Raw genomic sequence first — 17,081 nt, forward strand, 5'->3', positions numbered from 1 at the left:
TTTTCAGAAATTAAGCATGAAAACAGGATGATCACTGTCATCTTCAAGGGGATAGCAGACAAAAAAGCGAAGCGCCTGAAACGGAAATCAACAGCCAAATTAAGCGCCAAACAAAAAAATAACAACCCAATAAATAGGTTGTTATTGATGATTACTCGTTAATATTCAGCTCTTCGTGGCTTGCAGCTGTTTTAAAGTGAAGCTTTTCAGCGTTGATTTCCTCAAGCGCCTTGCCGACGAATTTGTGTGAAACATACTTATCCAGTTTTGCATCCATATGCACCTGCATGCTGCGAGCGCGCTTGGCAGCAACTGAAACCAACGAATATTTTGAATCAATCTTTGTCATTAAAGAATCAATAGAAGGATAAAGCATTTAATCTACCTCCAGCATTTTTTTATAGCGATGTTGAACCCGTTCCCTGCGGCAGTGCTCAGCTACGACAATTGCCTTGACGCGCTCAGCGGCTTTTTCCACCTGGTCGTTCTCAACAACATAATCATACAATTCCATCATTTCAATTTCTTCTCTTGCAGCTCTCATTCTGCCCTTGATGATGTCTTCTGTTTCAGTTCCTCTTGTAACAATGCGATTTTCAAGCTCTGAAAGGCTAGGCGGCGCAAGGAAAATGAACAGGCCTTCTGGAAACTTGCTGCGGACCTGGCTTGCTCCCTGGACTTCAATCTCGAGGAATACATCCTTTCCAGCATCAAGTGTCTCCCGTACGTACTCGACAGGCGTACCATAATAGTTGCCGACGAATTCTGCATATTCCAGCAGCTGGTCCTGTTTAATCATCTCTTCAAATTCTTCCCTGGATTTGAAGAAATAATCTGTCCCGTTCACTTCTCCCTCACGAGGCAGCCTCGTAGTGGCAGAAACGGAATATTCAAAAGCGGTATCCGGCTGTGAAAACAATTCCTTGCGTACGGTTCCCTTGCCAACTCCGGATGGCCCCGAAAGAACAATCAACAATCCTTTTTCCTGCATTAAAAAGTCCTACCCTTCATCAATAATATCTTCCCTGTCATTCAAGCGGTGCGCCACAGTTTCCGGCTGGACCGCAGAAAGAATGACATGGTCACTGTCCATTACGATTACAGCTCTTGTCCTTCTTCCATATGTAGCATCTATTAAAGACCCTCTATCCCGCGCATCCTGGATGATTCTTTTTATGGGCGCGGATTCAGGACTGACGATAGAAATGATCCTGTTTGCTGATACGATATTGCCGAAGCCTATGTTTATAAGCTTTATTGCCATGATGGTCCCCCAATCATCAGTTATTTATTTTGGCCCTGTGAGGCCCATTCTAAACGCTATTCTATATTCTGAACTTGTTCTTTAACCTTTTCAAGGAGACTTTTCATTTCGACAACTTCTCTTGCAATTCTTGAATCATTTGCTTTGGATCCTATCGTGTTGACTTCCCGATTCATTTCCTGAAGCAGAAAATCAAGCTTTCTGCCAAGAGGGTCATTCTCCTTAAGGATTTCTGAAAATTGGCCGATATGGCTTTGCAGCCTGGTCAATTCCTCACTGATATCAGCTTTGTCAGCAAAAAAAGCAACTTCAGAGAGGATCCTGTCTTCATCCGCCTGGCTGCCTAAAAGCTCAGCCATCCTCTTGTTCAGCCTGTCCCTATATTGCTCAATCACATCAGGGGCATATTTTCTGACGCTCTCGATATTCCTTTTCAACAGCTCAATGTGCTGTGACACATCTTTTTCCAGGGCAGACCCCTCAAGCTGCCGCATTCTCACGAGCTGGCCTGCTGCATCCTCAATAGCATTCAAAACCAGCTGCTCCAATTCATCATGATCCGTCTCTTTTTCTTCGATATGGATGATTTCATCCCGGCTTAACAAATTCTTAAGTTCGATTTCACCGGAAATGCCATATCTAGTCCTGATTTCAGATATGTGATGGACAAACTCGTCCAGGGCTTGCCAGTCTATATGTACACTGCGGCTTACTGCACCTTCACCCTCCAAAGTTACGAATACTTCAACTCTCCCTCTTTTTATATGCTCGCCAAGCTTCTTTTTTATTTTATCTTCTGTTTTCAGGAGCTGCCGCGGCATGCGGATATGGAATTCGCAAAACCGGTGGTTGACGGTTTTCACCTCAACCGTTACACTCAGCCGGTCTGATTCCGCTTTACTCCTTCCAAAACCAGTCATACTGACGACCAATTCAGACACATCCAATCTCTATAAAAAGTCGAGTTTTAGAAAAATGAAGGATTTATAGTAAAGGGCTCTGTTAAGGCATGATGATTCTATTACCCTGCTGATTGTATGCCAGTAACGAAATCAACTTCCTAGTATTAACATAGCAAAAAAAAAAGAAAGGCAATAGAGCCTTCTCTATTACCTAACGGATTATATCATATTTCTTTTTGTTTTTCTTGCAAAAAATGTTCCGGCAAGCAAAAATGTAGGAACAGCAGATAATCCCAGGATCAACAGCCAATCAGAAGGCATGATCGCAACTGTATGGAAAATCGGCTGAAGTGCTGGAGAGTAGATTACTGCAAGCACCATGACCAATGAAGATATGACTGCCCAGACAAGATATTTATTGCCAAAAGGATTCCGGGCAAATACCGATTTTTCGCTCCTGCAGTCAAAAACATGGATAAGCTGGGCCATGACAAGAGTAGCGAACGCGATTGTCTGGGCGTAAGCGAGTTCATCAGGATTCCTGTTGTAGACAATGATAAAGGCAAGCAACGTAGTCAAACCAATCAAGAATCCTCGCGAAATGACTTTCCATCCAAGCCCTCTTGCAAATACACCTTCTTTAGGGTGCCTTGGCGGACGCTTCATGACATTTTCCTCAGGCTGGTCCAGTCCCAACGCCATAGCTGGCAGTCCATCTGTAACCAGATTCACCCAAAGGATCTGAATCGGCACCAAAGGAAGCGGTAGGCCGAGGATCATGGCAAAAAGCATCACCAGGATTTCGCCTACATTTGATGCAAGCAGATAGCGGATGAATTTTCTGATATTTTCATAGATATTGCGCCCTTCCTTTATCGCTGCTTTAATAGTAGCAAAGTTGTCATCCAGCAATACCAGTGATGACGCTTCTTTCGCTACGTCTGTCCCAGTGATCCCCATAGCGACTCCTATATCCGCTGCCTTTATAGCAGGAGCATCATTGACCCCGTCTCCGGTCATCGCTACAATATGGCCTCGATTTTGGAGCGCCTTGACAATCTTGAGTTTATGCTCAGGAGAAACTCGGGCGAAAACAGATACTTCGTCAACTACATCCTCAAGCTCTGACACTGACATTTCCGATAATCTTTTGCCATCGATTACCTTGCTTCCTTTTGTTAGGATCCCTAGCTGTTCAGCAATCGCTTTAGCAGTAATTACATGGTCTCCCGTGATCATAACAGTTTTGATTCCTGCATCATTGCATTCTTTTACAGCTGTTTTCACCTCAGGGCGAGGCGGATCAATCATGCCCTGCAACCCTATGAAGGTAAGCCCCTTTTCAGCTTCATTTTCATGCAGCACAACTGTACTGTCAGCAATGGGCTTAAATGCGATAGCGATCGTACGCAGCGCATTTCCTGCCAGCTCATCGATTGCTGCCTGGACCTTTGCTGAAAGCTCCTTTGTCAGGATTTGCTGCCTTTGATCCCACAGGATGGATTCACTCAAGCCGATCAGTACATCAGGTGCACCCTTTACGACAGCGAACTTTCGCCCGTTTTTATCCTTAACGATCATACTCATCATTTTCCGCTGTGAATCGAAGGGAAATTCATTAATCACTTCGAACTGGCTGAGAAGGTTCGGCCTTCTGTATCCTGCTTTCATCGCAGCAACCAGTAATGCACCTTCAGTTGGATCTCCATCGATGGCATATTCATTTTCTTTTTCAATAATTTCTGCATGATTGCACAGCATGCCGAACGTCAGCAGCTGTTGGAGAGACTTTTCTGACTGAGGGTTAATATCGTTGCCTTTATGGTAAAAGGAACCGGCTGGAGAATAGCCTACTCCATCGACTGTCCATGTCTTTCCGCCGCTCCAAAGATGAGTGACTGTCATTTTGTTTTGTGTCATTGTTCCAGTTTTATCAGAACAAATGACTGATGCGCAGCCGAGTGTCTCTACTGCCGGCAATTTCCGGACGATGGCATTCTTCCTGATCATCCTCTGGACACCCAGCGATAATGCGACTGTAACGATTGCCGGAAGCCCCTCTGGAATAGCCGCAACCGCCAAGCTGACCCCCGCGAGGAACATCGTGTATAAATCATGTCCCTGAAGCACACCAATCCCTACTACCAGTAAAGTCAGGAACAGCGCTGCCGTGATCAGGATCTTCCCCAATTGCTCCAGCCTGCGCTGCAATGGAGTTTCCTGCGCTTCTGCTGTTTGAAGCAAATCAGCGATTTGGCCCATCGCGGTCTTCATGCCTGTTGCGACAACGACACCGACTCCGCTTCCTCTCGTGACCATGGTGCCCATGAATGCCATGTTGTCCATATCCCCTAATCCTGGATTCGGAATCCTCAGGGGGCTGGTGTTTTTTTGCACCGGCAAAGATTCACCGGTTAACGCAGATTCTTCAATCTCGAGACTTTTCGATTCAATTAAGCGAATATCTGCGCCAATCCTGTCACCTGAGGTGAACTTCAATATATCGCCAGGCACGATTTCCTTTGAAGGAACCTTTACCCAGCCCCCATCACGGAGGACATGGACCTGCGGCGCCGACAGCTCTTTCAATGCATCTAGTGATTTTTCAGCTTTCCTCTCCTGGAAAAAGCCTAATATACCATTCACCAGCACAATCGCTATAATCGCGATCGCATCGACCATCTCGCCTAAAAGTCCAGAAATCAATGTTGCCGCAAGAAGTACCAGCACCATAAAATCCTTGAACTGGGCGAAGAATAACAATAGCGCCGATTGCTTTTCACCCTCGGCTAACGCATTATACCCATGCTGTTCACGTCTGCTTTTTACTTCCTTTTCATCCAAACCTTCTGTAAAATCTGTTCTTAAGACACTTGCTATTTCTGTTTCATTCATCTCATGGAACTTCATGGGGCCATCACACTTCCTCCTTGTTTGTCCTACTCTAAAGAAAGCTTATTCAGCCCTGTCCAAAAAAATGCTAATATATAAAGAAAAGCCACGCTCGTAACAGCCGCGTCCTGCGGCACTCGCCTGACTAGGACATCCTGTCCGTCGCGGAAACGCCTTGGTCAGTCCCGACAAGCATAAGACGAGCCGGCTAGAAGGTTGCTCTTTAACCTTTTAGACGGATTGGCTTATGACTCGAGCCGATGGCGCCTGGAGCTGGACAAAAAGAAAAGCCACGCTCGTGGATGCCGCGTCCTGCGGCACTCACCTGACTAGGATGTCCTGCCGTCCGAGCTGGACACATAAAAAAAGTTAGAGTTACGGTCAATATCGGAATTCGCAGGAATAATGCATTTAGCAAGATATAAAAATAAAGGATGTTTTACATATGTCATTTGATGGATTATTTACAAGAGCAATTACACATGAGCTTAATTCACTTTTAAAAGGGGGCCGGATCAATAAGATCCACCAGCCATATAAAAACGAAGTGATTATGGCCGTTAGAGCAAATGGTGTTAACCATAAATTATTGCTTTCGGCACACCCAAGCTATGCAAGGGTGCAAATTACCAATGAACAATATGATAATCCTAATGAACCGCCAATGTTCTGCATGCTTCTAAGGAAGCACCTTGAAGGTTTCATTATTGAAGATATCAAACAGGCAGGACTTGACCGGATGATCATTTTTGAAGTAAAAGGAAGGAATGAAATCGGCGATATCTCCTACAAACAGCTCATAGTTGAAATCATGGGCCGCCACAGTAATATCATCATTGTGGATAAAAGCAGGAATGTCATTCTGGACAGCATCAAGCATGTCTCCTTTGCGGTCAATACCCACCGTGCCATCATGCCGGGACAGGAATATATCATGCCTCCTCAGCAGGAGAAGCTGAATCCATTGGATGCAATTGAGGAAGATGTTTTGAGATCGATTGACTTCAACTCCGGCAATCTCGATAAGCAGCTTGTTGCCAGCTTTGCCGGCATTTCGCCAATCCTTGCAAAGGAAATTGTATTTAAAGCAGGGCTAGCTAACCGGACGACACTTCCGAATGCCTTCATCGATATGATGTCACAAATTAAAAATCATGATTATGCCCCAGCGATAACATATGGAACAAATAAGGAAGCGTTTTACCTCCTTCCGCTTTTGCATCTGAAAGGCGAAATAAAATTGTATGATTCGCTGAGCAGCCTTCTCGACCGCTATTACTTTGGAAAGGCTGAGCGCGATCGGGTCAAACAGCAGGGGAATGACCTGGAGAGGCTGATTATCAATGAAAAAGAGAAAAACGAGAAAAAAATCAAGAAGCTTGAATCGACATTAGATGATGCAAAGAAAGCTGAGCAATTTCAATTATATGGTGAGCTACTGACAGCAAATATTTTTATGGCGCAAAAAGGAATGAAGGAAATCACTGTAGTCAATTACTACGATGAAGATGGAGCATCCATCACGATTCCACTGGATCCAAGGAAAACGCCTTCCGAAAACGCCCAAAAATATTTTACAAAATATCAAAAAGCGAAGAATTCAGTCAGCATCGTGATGGAACAGATTGAACTAGCCAAAGGAGAAGCCGCTTATTTCGAAGGGCTTTTACAGCAGGTGGAAGCAGCGTCGCCTAAAGATCTAGAAGAAATACGCGAAGAACTTATTGAAGGCGGATATATTCGGGCCCGCCAGAAAAAATCAAATAAGAACAAACAAAACCTTAAACCTGTACTTGAAAAATATCAATCATCAGACGGAACCGAAATCATCGTTGGAAAAAACAATAAACAAAATGATTATTTGACGAATAAAGTGGCGGCACGTGATGAAATCTGGCTGCACACTAAGGACATACCAGGGTCCCATGTCGTCATCCGCAGCAAAGAGCCGTCTGAGGAAACAATTCTTGAAGCAGCGCAGATTGCTGCTTATTTCAGCAAAGCACGCAGCTCCAGCTCTGTGCCTGTAGATTTCACAAAGGTTCGCCATGTCAAGAAACCTTCTGGTGCGAAACCCGGTTTTGTAATATATGAACAGCAGCAGACCGTATATGTCACTCCTGATGAAGATTTGATTTTGAAATTGAAACAATAAATATTTTTTACCCGCCTGAATAAATTCAAGCGGGTTTTCAATTTCAGTGGTTTCCGGAAAATATTGCTTAATTCCGGAATAAAATGGTGCTTTTCCGGAATATAATCCTGGTTTTCCGGAATAAACAAAGTTCTTCTGGCATAACCGTATTAAATTAATCTAGAAACCTCGTCTATAATCGCAAAAATGCAGCCATTACGGCTGCATTTTTGCATTTTATAACGTTTTATTAGCAAGTCCCCACTCTGCAGGGTTCTTTCTCCATTCTGCCAGGCTATCCAGATTTTCTTTTGAGATTAACCCTTTTTCCTCTGCAACATTTGCAAGCGTGGTGAAATCAGTCAATGAATATGCCTCTATATCTGCCGTCTTCAGCTGCTGCTCACCTTTTTCAAGCTCATATGTAAAAATGGAAACAACTCCGAGCACTTCACAGCCAGCGCTGCGCAATGCCTGGACTGCTTCAATCACACTGCCGCCGGTTGAAATCAAATCCTCTACAACCACAACCTTCTGCCCCGGCAGAATTCTTCCCTCGATCTGGTTGCCTTTGCCGTGCCCCTTGGCTTTTGAGCGTACATAGCTCATCGGCAGGTTCATTAGTTCGGCTACCCAGGCAGCATGCGGAATGCCCGCTGTGGCGGTTCCTGCCACGACTTCGGTTTCCGGAAATTTTTCTTTAATTAGCTGGCTCAAGCCCGCAGCTACTTTCCTGCGCACTTCAGGATAAGATAATGTCAGCCTGTTATCACAATAAATGGGGGATTTCAGTCCAGATGACCAGGTAAATGGCGCATCCGGCTGCAAGCTAACAGCTTCTATTTCAAGCAATGCTCCTGCTACTTCTTTTTTCATTTAAAAACACCCTTCCATTCATTTTTGATATTTAAATAGCTTTCCAGCGGATTTTCAGAACGGGTGATCGGCCTGCCAACGACAATCGCTGAGATGCCCTGTTCTCTTGCAAAATTAGGTGTTGCCGTTCTTTTTTGATCCTGAAGCTCACTGCCTGCAGGTCTGATTCCCGGTGTGACAGTCAGGAATTCCGCACCCAATTTCTGATGGATCCTTCCAGCTTCCTGAGGTGAACATACCACACCATCGAGACCGGATTTTTTTGCAAGCTCGGCATAGTTCTTAACGGAATCAAATAGCGGAACGCCGATTAGCTGTTCATCACGGACCTGCTCTTCTGTTGTACTTGTCAGCTGTGTAACAGCAATGCAGTATGGCCGCTTACTGCCAGAGGCAGTTCCGGATTCGAGCCCTTCGAGAGCCGCAGCCATCATGTCCGCTCCCCCGGCAGCATGGACATTGACCAAGTCACATCCGTGGCCGGCTATTGCCTTCATCGCACTTTTAACTGTATTCGGAATATCATGGAGTTTTAAATCCAGGAAGATTTTGTGGTTGCGAGATTTCAACTCTTCGAGAATGGCTGGTCCTTCTGAATAAAATAGCTCCATACCGACTTTTACAAAAAGCTGCTCGTGTTCAAACGGTTTTAAAAACTCCATTACTTCAGCCTTATTTGGAAAATCAAGGGCGATAATAAGCGAGTCTTTCATGCTTTTTCCAGCTCCTCCCTGTTAATTCAGAAATATGGTCAACCCTTAGACTCTTAAGAATTTCAGGAAGTTCTTCGATAATACTCGGGCAGACAAATGGATCAATGAAATTCTGTGTACCCACTGCAGCTGCACTTGCACCTGCCAGGAAGAACTCGATAACATCCTCTGCGGTCTGGATTCCGCCCATTCCGATGATTGGAATTGAAACATGCTGGCTGACTTCATAGATCATCCTGATTGCTACCGGCTTTACAGCTGGACCAGACAACCCACCCGTTTTATTCGCAAGAATTGGATTCCCTGTGGCAAGGTCAACCCTCATACCAAGAAGAGTGTTAATCATCGTAATACCGTCTGCCCCGCCGTCTTGAACTGCCTTGGCTATTTTGACAATGTCAGTTACATTAGGGGAAAGCTTCACATACACCGGGACTCGGGATACTTCCTTCACTTTCTTAGTAAGGTTCTTCGCCATCTCCGGGTCAGTTCCAAATGCAATGCCTCCTGTTTTCACATTCGGACAGGAAATATTCAGTTCAAGTGCATGGACATTGCGAGCCTCGGAAAGCTTTTTGGCAACTGCTATGTAATCCTCCTCTGTTGATCCCGCAACGTTTGCAATAATCGGTACTTCAAATTGCTCCAGCCAGGGCAGCTCCTCTTGGTACACCTTCTCGAGACCGGGGTTTTGGAGTCCGATTGCATTAAGCATCCCGCCTGATGTCTCAGCCACCCTTGGGGTTGGATTGCCAAAGCGCGGTTCAGGTGTGGTTGCTTTAATCATGATTGCCCCTAGCAGGCTAAGATCATAAAGCTGGCTGAATTCCCTTCCAAAGCCAAAGCATCCGGAAGCAGGCATGACTGGATTTTTAAAATTCAAACCTGGAAGCTGAATACTTATTGAACTCATAATACTACCTCCCCTGCCTTGAAAACAGGCCCGTCACTGCATACCTTTTTATAGCTGAAGCCTTGCGGATCCTCCTGGGTGTGGCATACACATGCGAAGCAAGCCCCGATTCCACACCCCATACGTTCTTCCAGGGATAAATAGGTTTTAGAAGCATAGTTGCCTGCTTCGATTGCTTTAAGCATCGGCGTAGGTCCACAGGCGTACACAACATCAGCATGGATTTCTCCAAGAATGTCAGTAACAAAGCCTTTTCTGCCATAGGATCCATCGGCCGTCGCCACGTACACTTCGCCGAATCTTTCTAATTCATTTTCATAAAAAACATTGGCGGCAGATTGGAAGCCGATGATGCTGATGACTTTTATTCCTTTTCCCGAAAGCTGTTTTGCCAGTTCAAACATTGGCGGAACTCCGACTCCTCCACCAACGAGGACAGCAGTCATGCCAGATGCGGCTGCTTCCACAGGAAACCCATTACCCAGAGGCCCAAGTATATCAACTGCATCCCCTGCTGTTTTATCAGCAAGCAGAGAAGTTCCTCTTCCCTGCTTGCGATATATGAGTGTAAATGTCTTTTCATCCTGATTAATTCCAGCCAGGCTGATCGGCCTGCGTAGGAGCGGATCAATGCCTGCTCCGACTTTCACATGCACGAATTGACCTGGTGCACTCATGCTGCTTGTAATTTCCCCTCGCAGCAGCAGCTCATAAATATTTTCAGCGATTTGCCTGTTGCTCACAATCGTGCAGTTCTCTTGCCTGATCATATAAGGACACCTGCTTTTTTTGCCTCCATCGGTGCCAGGGCTTCTGCCGAGAATGTCATGGATTCAATGACACGCAGGATGGCTTCCGCTGTATCCAGCGAGGTCAAGCATGGTACCCCATTTTCTACAGATTCACGGCGAATCCGGAATCCATCCCGTTCAGGCTGCTTTCCTTTTGTAAGGGTATTGATGACAAACTGTGCTTTGCCTCCGCGGATGACATCGATTAAATCCTCACCCTCGGAACCGATTTTCCCAACTGTTTCTACCCTTACTCCCGCCTGATTCAGGTACTGTGCAGTTCCCTCAGTGGCCATTAGCTGATAGCCAATATTAGCGAACCTTTTAGCCAGTGATACTGCTTCTTCCTTATCCTTATCGGCAACTGTCAGCAGGACTGTCCCATATTGCTTGATTTTCATTCCTGCTGCGATCATCCCTTTATACAGCGCTTTTTCCAATGTAGTGTCCTTGCCCATGACCTCGCCGGTTGATTTCATTTCCGGTCCAAGTGTGATATCAACCCTGCGCAGCTTTTCAAAGGAGAAGACCGGCACCTTCACATATACACCCTGTTGTTCCGGGACAAGTCCTGATTCATACCCCTGGGCTTTCAGACTTTGCCCGAGAATTACCTTTGTAGCGATTTTTGCCATCGGCACTTCCGTAATTTTGCTCAGGAAAGGAACGGTTCTGCTCGAGCGTGGGTTCACTTCAAGCACATAGACTTCCTCATTGCATATGACGTATTGAATGTTCAGGAGACCAACGATATTCAATCCCCTTGCAAGATCCATCGTGTAGGAAACCAGCTTTTGTTTTACATTCTCGCTCAGGCTTTGAGGCGGATAGACACCGATTGAATCACCTGAATGGACTCCTGCACGTTCGATATGCTCCATGATTCCCGGAATCAGCACGTTTTCCCCGTCAGAAATCGCATCTACTTCTACTTCTTTCCCTGTAAGGTAACGGTCAATCAGCACGGGATATTCGGGATTGATTTTAACGGCGTTCTTCATATAGTGAAGCAATTCCGCTTCTTTATAGACAATTTCCATCGCCCTGCCGCCGAGTACATACGATGGCCGCACTAGTACTGGATAACCAATTTCTGCTGCGATATGTGCTGCTTCTTCCACTGACATTGCCGTCTTGCCCTTTGGCAGCGGGATATTGAGGTCGGAAAGAGCATGTTCGAATTTGTCCCTGTCTTCTGCGCGGTCCAAATCCTCCAGGCTTGTTCCAAGGATTTTCACGCCTCTTTCGACCAGCTTTGATGCCAGATTGATCGCTGTCTGCCCGCCAAATTGGACGACAGCACCAATCGGTTTTTCAAGATTGATAATGTTCATGACATCCTCGATTGTCAGCGGTTCGAAATATAATTTGTCAGAGATGCTGAAATCTGTTGATACGGTTTCCGGGTTATTGTTGACAATGATCGCTTCATAGCCCGCTTCCTTTATTGCTTTTACAGAGTGGACTGTGGCATAGTCGAACTCAATTCCCTGGCCGATACGGATAGGCCCAGATCCAAGCACGATGACACTAGGTCTGCTAGTTACAACTGATTCATTTTCCTCTTCATAGGTGCTATAGAAATATGGTGTTTCGGATTCAAATTCTGCTGCACATGTGTCAACCATTTTAAATACAGGCAGGATCCCCTTCTCGATACGCCATTGATATACAGAAATTTCATCTGTTCCCCACAGTTTTGCGATGACTTTATCGGAGAAACCTTTCTGTTTTGCCTTTTTCGCTGTCTCTTCATCAAATGGACTGCTTGTAACCTCGATCTCAAAAGCTATTAATCTCTCTAATTTGTAAAGGAAGAACAGGTCGATTTGGCTCCAGCTGTGAAGCGTCTCGATCGTTACACCTCTTCTGATCGCCTCCGCCAGATAAAACAACCTTTCATCTCCAGCCTTCCGAATGCGCTTTTCAAGAAGCTCATCATCAATTTCACTAGCATTTTTTAATGAGAGATGAGTCACATCTGCTTCGAGTGAACGGATTGCTTTTAACAATGACTCCTCAAAGTTCCTGCCGATTGCCATTACCTCACCGGTTGCTTTCATCTGGGTTCCAAGCGTACGGTTGGCTGATTCAAACTTATCAAAGGGCCAGCGCGGGATTTTAGTGACCACATAATCCAATGCCGGTTCAAAGCAGGCATATGTTTTTCCTGTAACCGGGTTCAGCATTTCATCTAGTGTCAGCCCGACCGCGATTTTAGCGGCAAGCTTGGCGATTGGATAGCCTGTTGCCTTTGAAGCCAGTGCTGAAGATCTGCTGACACGCGGGTTTACCTCGATTACATAGTAATTGAAGCTGTCGGGATCCAATGCCAGCTGGACATTGCAGCCCCCTTCAATTTTCAGCGCTCGGATAATCTTGAGGCTCGCATTTCTTAACAGCTGATATTCGCGGTCACTCATTGTCTGGCTCGGAGCTACTACGATGGAGTCACCCGTATGGACGCCTACTGGATCAAAGTTTTCCATATTGCAGACAACAATTGCATTGTCGCTGCTATCGCGCATGACTTCATATTCGATTTCCTTGAAGCCTGCGATGCTCTTTTCAAGCAGACATTGACCGACCGGGCTGTTCTTGATCCCACTTGTGACAATCTCGATTAATTCCTTTTCGTTGCTGCAAATTCCTCCGCCTGTGCCACCCATCGTGAACGCTGGACGGACGATGACAGGGTAGCCGATTTCCTCAACGAAGGCGTATGCTTCTTCAAGGCTATGGATGATTTCACTTTCCGGTACAGGCTGGCCTAGTTCATTCATAAGGTTCCTGAACAGCTCCCTGTCTTCCGCCTGGTTTATTGCATCAAGCTTTGTGCCGAGGATTTCAACTCCGCATTCTTCCAGCACCCCTGCCTTTGAAAGCTCTACAGCCAGGTTAAGTCCCGTTTGCCCGCCAAGTGTCGGCAGGATCGCATCCGGGCGTTCCTTGCGGATGATTCTTGCTACAAATTCCAGTGTAAGCGGCTCTATGTATACAACATCAGCAATCTCTGTATCTGTCATGATTGTTGCTGGATTTGAATTGACCAGGATGACTTTATAGCCTTCTTCCCTAAGTGCGATACACGCCTGAGTGCCGGCATAATCAAATTCGGCGGCCTGGCCAATGATGATTGGCCCTGATCCGATTACTAAAATACTGTTTACATCCTTACGCTTTGGCATTTGCAACAGCCTCCCTTTTTTCTGCTTCGACTAACTCTATGAACTGATCGAATAATCCATTTGCATCCTCAGGTCCTGGTGATGCTTCCGGATGGTACTGGACAGTAAACGCAGCTGCTTTTTGATGTTTTAGACCCTCTATCGTCCCATCATTCAGGGCAATATGAGTTACTGCAAGTTCCGTACCCGAAATTGAATCTTCTTTTACTGTGTAGCCGTGGTTCTGTGAAGTCAGAGCGACTCTTCCAGTATTCAAGTCCTTGACAGGATGGTTTGATCCGCGGTGGCCAAATTTCATTTTTTCTGTATCCGCACCGCATGCAAGGGCAAACAGCTGATGGCCGAGGCAAATGCCAAACAACGGTATTTTTCCGATCAATCCTTTAATCATTTCAATTGCTTCCGGAACATCCTTTGGATCCCCAGGGCCATTGGATAGCATGATCCCGTCAGGACTAAGGCTTAAAATTTCCTCAGCAGTAGTATTGTACGGAACCACAATTACATCACAATTACGGTCATTCAATTCTCTTAAGATTCCATGCTTCATGCCGAAATCAACAAGGATAACCCGATTTCCCCGGCCTGGGCTTGGATAAGGTGTTTTAGTAGAAACTTGTTTTACCTGATCGGCTGGAAGCACCTTGCTTTTTAGTGACGCAATGACTTCTTCAGGATTTTCTTCAATTCCGCAAATTGCCCCCTTCAAGGTTCCGTGCTGCCTGATGATTTTTGTCAGCTTTCGTGTATCGACTCCTGCAATTCCAGGGATATTTTTCATTTTCAGGTATCCATCGAGCGATAATTCAGAGCGCCAGTTTGATGGATATTCAGCGTTTTCTTTCACAATTAAACCATGTACCGCTGGGCTGATTGATTCAAAATCATCGCGGTTGATTCCGTAGTTGCCAATCAGGGGATAAGTGAGTGTGACAATTTGTCCGCAGTATGATGGATCAGAAAGAATCTCCTGGTATCCGGTCATTCCGGTATTGAATACAACCTCTCCATACTTTGCTGTATCACTTCCGAAGCCTTCCCCCACTAAAATCGTACCGTCTTCTAAAATCAATTGTTTTTTCATGCAGTCACACATCCTTCTTCCCAGACTATTTTTCCTTCCGCAATGGTTACCACAGGCCAGCCCTTACAACTCCATCCGGCAAATGGTGTATTCTTCCCTTTTGATAAAAATTCTTCAGGGTTAATCTCTACCTGTTTCTCAAGGTCGATGAGAACTATGTCCGCCACAGCCCCAACTTTAATCTCCCCATATGGCAGTCCAAAAGCAGCAGCAGGCTTGACCGTGAGCAAATCAATCAGCTGCTTTAAAGAGATGATCTTTGTTTCGACTAAATGTGTATATAAAAGCGGAAATGCCGTTTCCAGCCCGACGATTCCAAAAGGCGCCAGCTCGAAGCCTTCAGCTTTCTCAGCGCTTGTGTGAGGGGCATGGTCGGTGGCGATGAAATCAATCGTGCCATCGAGCAAGCCTTCGATTAGTGCTTCCTGGTCTGCCTTGCTTCTTAATGGCGGATTCATTTTAAAATTCGCATCATTGCCAGGTATGTCGTCTTCATTCAGCAGGAGGTGATGGGGTGTTACTTCGGCCGTCACATTAATCCCATAGCGTTTGGCATCGCGGACTGCCCTTACTGATTCCTTGGTGCTAATATGGCAAACATGGTAGTGGCATCCCGCTTGTTCTGCCAACAGGATGTCCCGCGCAATATGTACTGATTCACAAACTGAAGGAATGCCGTTGATCCCAAGCTCAGCGGATTTTTTTCCCTCATGGAGTGAGCCTTTATTGATCAGTGTATTATCTTCGCAATGGGCAACAACCGTCAGATCTAGCTTGGCCGCCTGTTTCATTGCTTCAAGCATCATACCAGCTGACTGGACGCCTACTCCATCGTCAGTCAATGCAAATGCTCCTGCTGCCTTCAGTTCTTCAAATTTGGTAAGCTCCTGGCCCAGTTCACGAATGGTTATCGAAGCATAGGGCAGCACTCTTACAGCGGCTGTTTCTTTGATTTTCTCAAGAACCCATTTAAGCTGTTCAGCGGAATCAGGAACTGGCCTGGTGTTCGGCATTGCCGCAACTGTTGTGAATCCTCCCCTGGCTGCAGCAAGAGTTCCCGTTTCAATCGTTTCCTTCTTCTCTCCGCCCGGCTCCCTAAGGTGGACATGAAGGTCGATAAATCCTGGGGCAATCAGTTTGCCATCCGCGTCAATAATTTTGGCCGTTTTTGCTGTCAGGTTTTTGCCTATGTGGGCCACTTTCCCATCCTTAATTAATAAATCTGTTTCTTCAAAACCGTTTTCAGTAAGCAATCTGCCATTTTTGATCAGCATTGACATGTCTCATTCCCCCTGTTCTGTTTTCAATCGCTCTTTTTAACACTGCCATCCTTACATAGACGCCATTTTCCATTTGTTTAAAGATTCTTGACCTATTGCACTCTACCAGCTCATCAGCGATTTCTACCCCGCGATTGACCGGTGCAGGATGAAGGATGATGCTCCCTGGCTTCATCAGCTTTTCTCTCTCAACAGTCAGTCCGAAGCGTCTATGATAATCCCCTTTCTCAAAGAGGACTTTACCATCATGGCGTTCATGCTGCACACGCAACAGCATCAAGACATCAGCTTCTTTAACCGCTTCATCGATGTCCTTATAGCCGCAGCCATCCGGCATTTCCTTCATGTCAATCCATTCCTCGGGTCCTGAAAAAATCACTGTCGCTCCCAGCCTGACCAAGGCATCTGCATTCGACCTGGCAACCCGGCTATGCCTGATGTCGCCAATTATGGCTACCTTAAGATCTTCAAATTCTCCAAATTCCTGCTGGATTGTCAGGAGGTCCAGCAATGATTGTGTTGGATGGTGTCCCCTGCCGTCTCCTGCGTTAATGATCGGAATTGATATTCCATTTTCCAGTTCCTTGAAATATTCATCTGCGTTATGCCTGATCACCACTGCATCGATGCCAATTGCTTCAAGAGTCCTGACCGTGTCATACAATGTTTCTCCCTTCAAAACGCTGGAGGTCTGGACCTCAAAGGGAATGACCTCAAGCCCCAGACGTCTTTCTGCTACCTCGAAGCTCGATTTTGTCCTCGTGCTTGGCTCGAAAAACAGATTGCTGATAAAAAATTTCCGATTCGGCTGCCATACCTTGCCGCTGGAAAAATCACTTGCTGCCTGCAGTATTTCCTCTATTTCTTCAATACTTAATTGTGAGGTCGTAAGCAGATCCCTTTTCATTTTTAGTCCTCCCTATCACACCGTATTAAAAGCTTTCATTGCGGAGAGGGTGTAAAAAAAGCACCCTGTCATTTAAACAGGGTGCTTGCCATGAACATTCCGGCATAAAACCTGAGCCAGGTTTTATAAGTATGCTG

The 17,081-nt window shown here is 45.7% G+C and carries 14 protein-coding genes; 1 reads left to right on the forward strand and 13 read right to left on the reverse strand.

Annotated elements, in window-relative coordinates; all coding sequences use genetic code 11:
* Positions 1-151: 151 nt before the first annotated feature.
* The 5 genes from rpoZ to AC3EBE_RS15650 all read right to left on the reverse strand — a co-directional run bounded on the left by rpoZ (position 152) and on the right by AC3EBE_RS15650 (position 5,076).
* Complete coding sequence (gene rpoZ, locus AC3EBE_RS15630) at positions 152-376, reverse strand: DNA-directed RNA polymerase subunit omega (RefSeq protein WP_488595966.1); 225 nt, start codon at positions 374-376, stop codon at positions 152-154.
* Positions 377-991 (reverse strand): guanylate kinase, encoded by a 615-nt coding sequence (gene gmk / locus AC3EBE_RS15635; protein WP_488595967.1) that lies wholly within the window; start codon positions 989-991, stop codon positions 377-379.
* Between the two features lie 9 nt (positions 992-1,000).
* Entirely contained in the window at positions 1,001-1,264 is a 264-nt protein-coding gene (gene remA, locus AC3EBE_RS15640; protein WP_488595968.1) for an extracellular matrix/biofilm regulator RemA, read from the reverse strand.
* A gap of 56 nt (positions 1,265-1,320) precedes the next feature.
* The gene (locus AC3EBE_RS15645) at positions 1,321-2,196 is read right to left on the reverse strand and encodes a YicC/YloC family endoribonuclease (protein ID WP_488595969.1); all 876 of its coding nucleotides are present in this window, start codon (positions 2,194-2,196) and stop codon (positions 1,321-1,323) included.
* Between the two features lie 189 nt (positions 2,197-2,385).
* Positions 2,386-5,076, reverse strand: coding sequence for a calcium-translocating P-type ATPase, SERCA-type (locus tag AC3EBE_RS15650; RefSeq protein WP_488595970.1), 2,691 nt, complete (start codon positions 5,074-5,076; stop codon positions 2,386-2,388).
* Positions 5,077-5,503: 427 nt separating this feature from the next.
* Here AC3EBE_RS15650 and AC3EBE_RS15655 point away from each other — a divergent pair, with 427 nt between their 5' ends.
* Positions 5,504-7,213, forward strand: a complete 1,710-nt coding sequence (locus AC3EBE_RS15655; RefSeq protein WP_488595971.1) for an Rqc2 family fibronectin-binding protein — start codon at positions 5,504-5,506, stop codon at positions 7,211-7,213.
* A 216-nt stretch (positions 7,214-7,429) separates the two neighbouring features.
* Here AC3EBE_RS15655 and pyrE read toward each other — a convergent pair whose 3' ends face one another.
* Genes pyrE through AC3EBE_RS15695 form a run of 8 tightly spaced genes read right to left on the reverse strand, consistent with a single transcriptional unit; the run spans position 7,430 to position 16,944 of the window.
* Positions 7,430-8,068 (reverse strand): orotate phosphoribosyltransferase, encoded by a 639-nt coding sequence (gene pyrE / locus AC3EBE_RS15660; protein WP_488595972.1) that lies wholly within the window; start codon positions 8,066-8,068, stop codon positions 7,430-7,432.
* Complete coding sequence (gene pyrF, locus AC3EBE_RS15665; protein WP_488595973.1) at positions 8,065-8,781, reverse strand: orotidine-5'-phosphate decarboxylase; 717 nt, start codon at positions 8,779-8,781, stop codon at positions 8,065-8,067. The genes pyrE and pyrF overlap by 4 nt, the downstream gene beginning before the upstream one ends.
* The gene (locus AC3EBE_RS15670; RefSeq protein ID WP_488595974.1) at positions 8,753-9,694 is read right to left on the reverse strand and encodes a dihydroorotate dehydrogenase; all 942 of its coding nucleotides are present in this window, start codon (positions 9,692-9,694) and stop codon (positions 8,753-8,755) included. Before AC3EBE_RS15670 ends, pyrF begins: the two co-directional genes overlap by 29 nt.
* Positions 9,691-10,464, reverse strand: a complete 774-nt coding sequence (locus AC3EBE_RS15675) for a dihydroorotate dehydrogenase electron transfer subunit (protein WP_488595975.1) — start codon at positions 10,462-10,464, stop codon at positions 9,691-9,693. The genes AC3EBE_RS15670 and AC3EBE_RS15675 overlap by 4 nt, the downstream gene beginning before the upstream one ends.
* Positions 10,461-13,673 (reverse strand): carbamoyl-phosphate synthase large subunit, encoded by a 3,213-nt coding sequence (gene carB, locus AC3EBE_RS15680; RefSeq protein ID WP_488595976.1) that lies wholly within the window; start codon positions 13,671-13,673, stop codon positions 10,461-10,463. The genes AC3EBE_RS15675 and carB overlap by 4 nt, the downstream gene beginning before the upstream one ends.
* Entirely contained in the window at positions 13,660-14,757 is a 1,098-nt protein-coding gene (locus AC3EBE_RS15685; protein WP_488595977.1) for a carbamoyl phosphate synthase small subunit, read from the reverse strand. The genes carB and AC3EBE_RS15685 overlap by 14 nt, the downstream gene beginning before the upstream one ends.
* Positions 14,754-16,037: a dihydroorotase gene (pyrC, locus tag AC3EBE_RS15690; RefSeq protein ID WP_488595978.1), complete on the reverse strand. Its 1,284-nt coding sequence runs from the start codon at positions 16,035-16,037 to the stop codon at positions 14,754-14,756. Before pyrC ends, AC3EBE_RS15685 begins: the two co-directional genes overlap by 4 nt.
* Positions 16,000-16,944, reverse strand: a complete 945-nt coding sequence (locus AC3EBE_RS15695) for an aspartate carbamoyltransferase catalytic subunit (RefSeq protein WP_488595979.1) — start codon at positions 16,942-16,944, stop codon at positions 16,000-16,002. The genes pyrC and AC3EBE_RS15695 overlap by 38 nt, the downstream gene beginning before the upstream one ends.
* Positions 16,945-17,081 lie beyond the last annotated feature (137 nt).

The organism is Mesobacillus sp., from assembly GCF_057785455.1.

What these genes read in the sequence shown, in the direction of transcription:
- pyrE (WP_488595972.1), bottom strand. Translation starts at nt 8,068, where the DNA reads ATGAAAAAAGAAGTAGCAGGAGCATTGCTTGAAATAGAAGCTGTTAGC.
- remA (WP_488595968.1), bottom strand. Translation starts at nt 1,264, where the DNA reads ATGGCAATAAAGCTTATAAACATAGGCTTCGGCAATATCGTATCAGCA.
- AC3EBE_RS15650 (WP_488595970.1), bottom strand. Translation starts at nt 5,076, where the DNA reads ATGAAGTTCCATGAGATGAATGAAACAGAAATAGCAAGTGTCTTAAGA.
- AC3EBE_RS15655 (WP_488595971.1), top strand. Translation starts at nt 5,504, where the DNA reads ATGTCATTTGATGGATTATTTACAAGAGCAATTACACATGAGCTTAAT.
- carB (WP_488595976.1), bottom strand. Translation starts at nt 13,673, where the DNA reads ATGCCAAAGCGTAAGGATGTAAACAGTATTTTAGTAATCGGATCAGGG.
- AC3EBE_RS15695 (WP_488595979.1), bottom strand. Translation starts at nt 16,944, where the DNA reads ATGAAAAGGGATCTGCTTACGACCTCACAATTAAGTATTGAAGAAATA.
- AC3EBE_RS15670 (WP_488595974.1), bottom strand. Translation starts at nt 9,694, where the DNA reads ATGAGTTCAATAAGTATTCAGCTTCCAGGTTTGAATTTTAAAAATCCA.
- gmk (WP_488595967.1), bottom strand. Translation starts at nt 991, where the DNA reads ATGCAGGAAAAAGGATTGTTGATTGTTCTTTCGGGGCCATCCGGAGTT.
- pyrF (WP_488595973.1), bottom strand. Translation starts at nt 8,781, where the DNA reads ATGAAAGACTCGCTTATTATCGCCCTTGATTTTCCAAATAAGGCTGAA.
- AC3EBE_RS15675 (WP_488595975.1), bottom strand. Translation starts at nt 10,464, where the DNA reads ATGATCAGGCAAGAGAACTGCACGATTGTGAGCAACAGGCAAATCGCT.
- pyrC (WP_488595978.1), bottom strand. Translation starts at nt 16,037, where the DNA reads ATGTCAATGCTGATCAAAAATGGCAGATTGCTTACTGAAAACGGTTTT.
- AC3EBE_RS15685 (WP_488595977.1), bottom strand. Translation starts at nt 14,757, where the DNA reads ATGAAAAAACAATTGATTTTAGAAGACGGTACGATTTTAGTGGGGGAA.
- rpoZ (WP_488595966.1), bottom strand. Translation starts at nt 376, where the DNA reads ATGCTTTATCCTTCTATTGATTCTTTAATGACAAAGATTGATTCAAAA.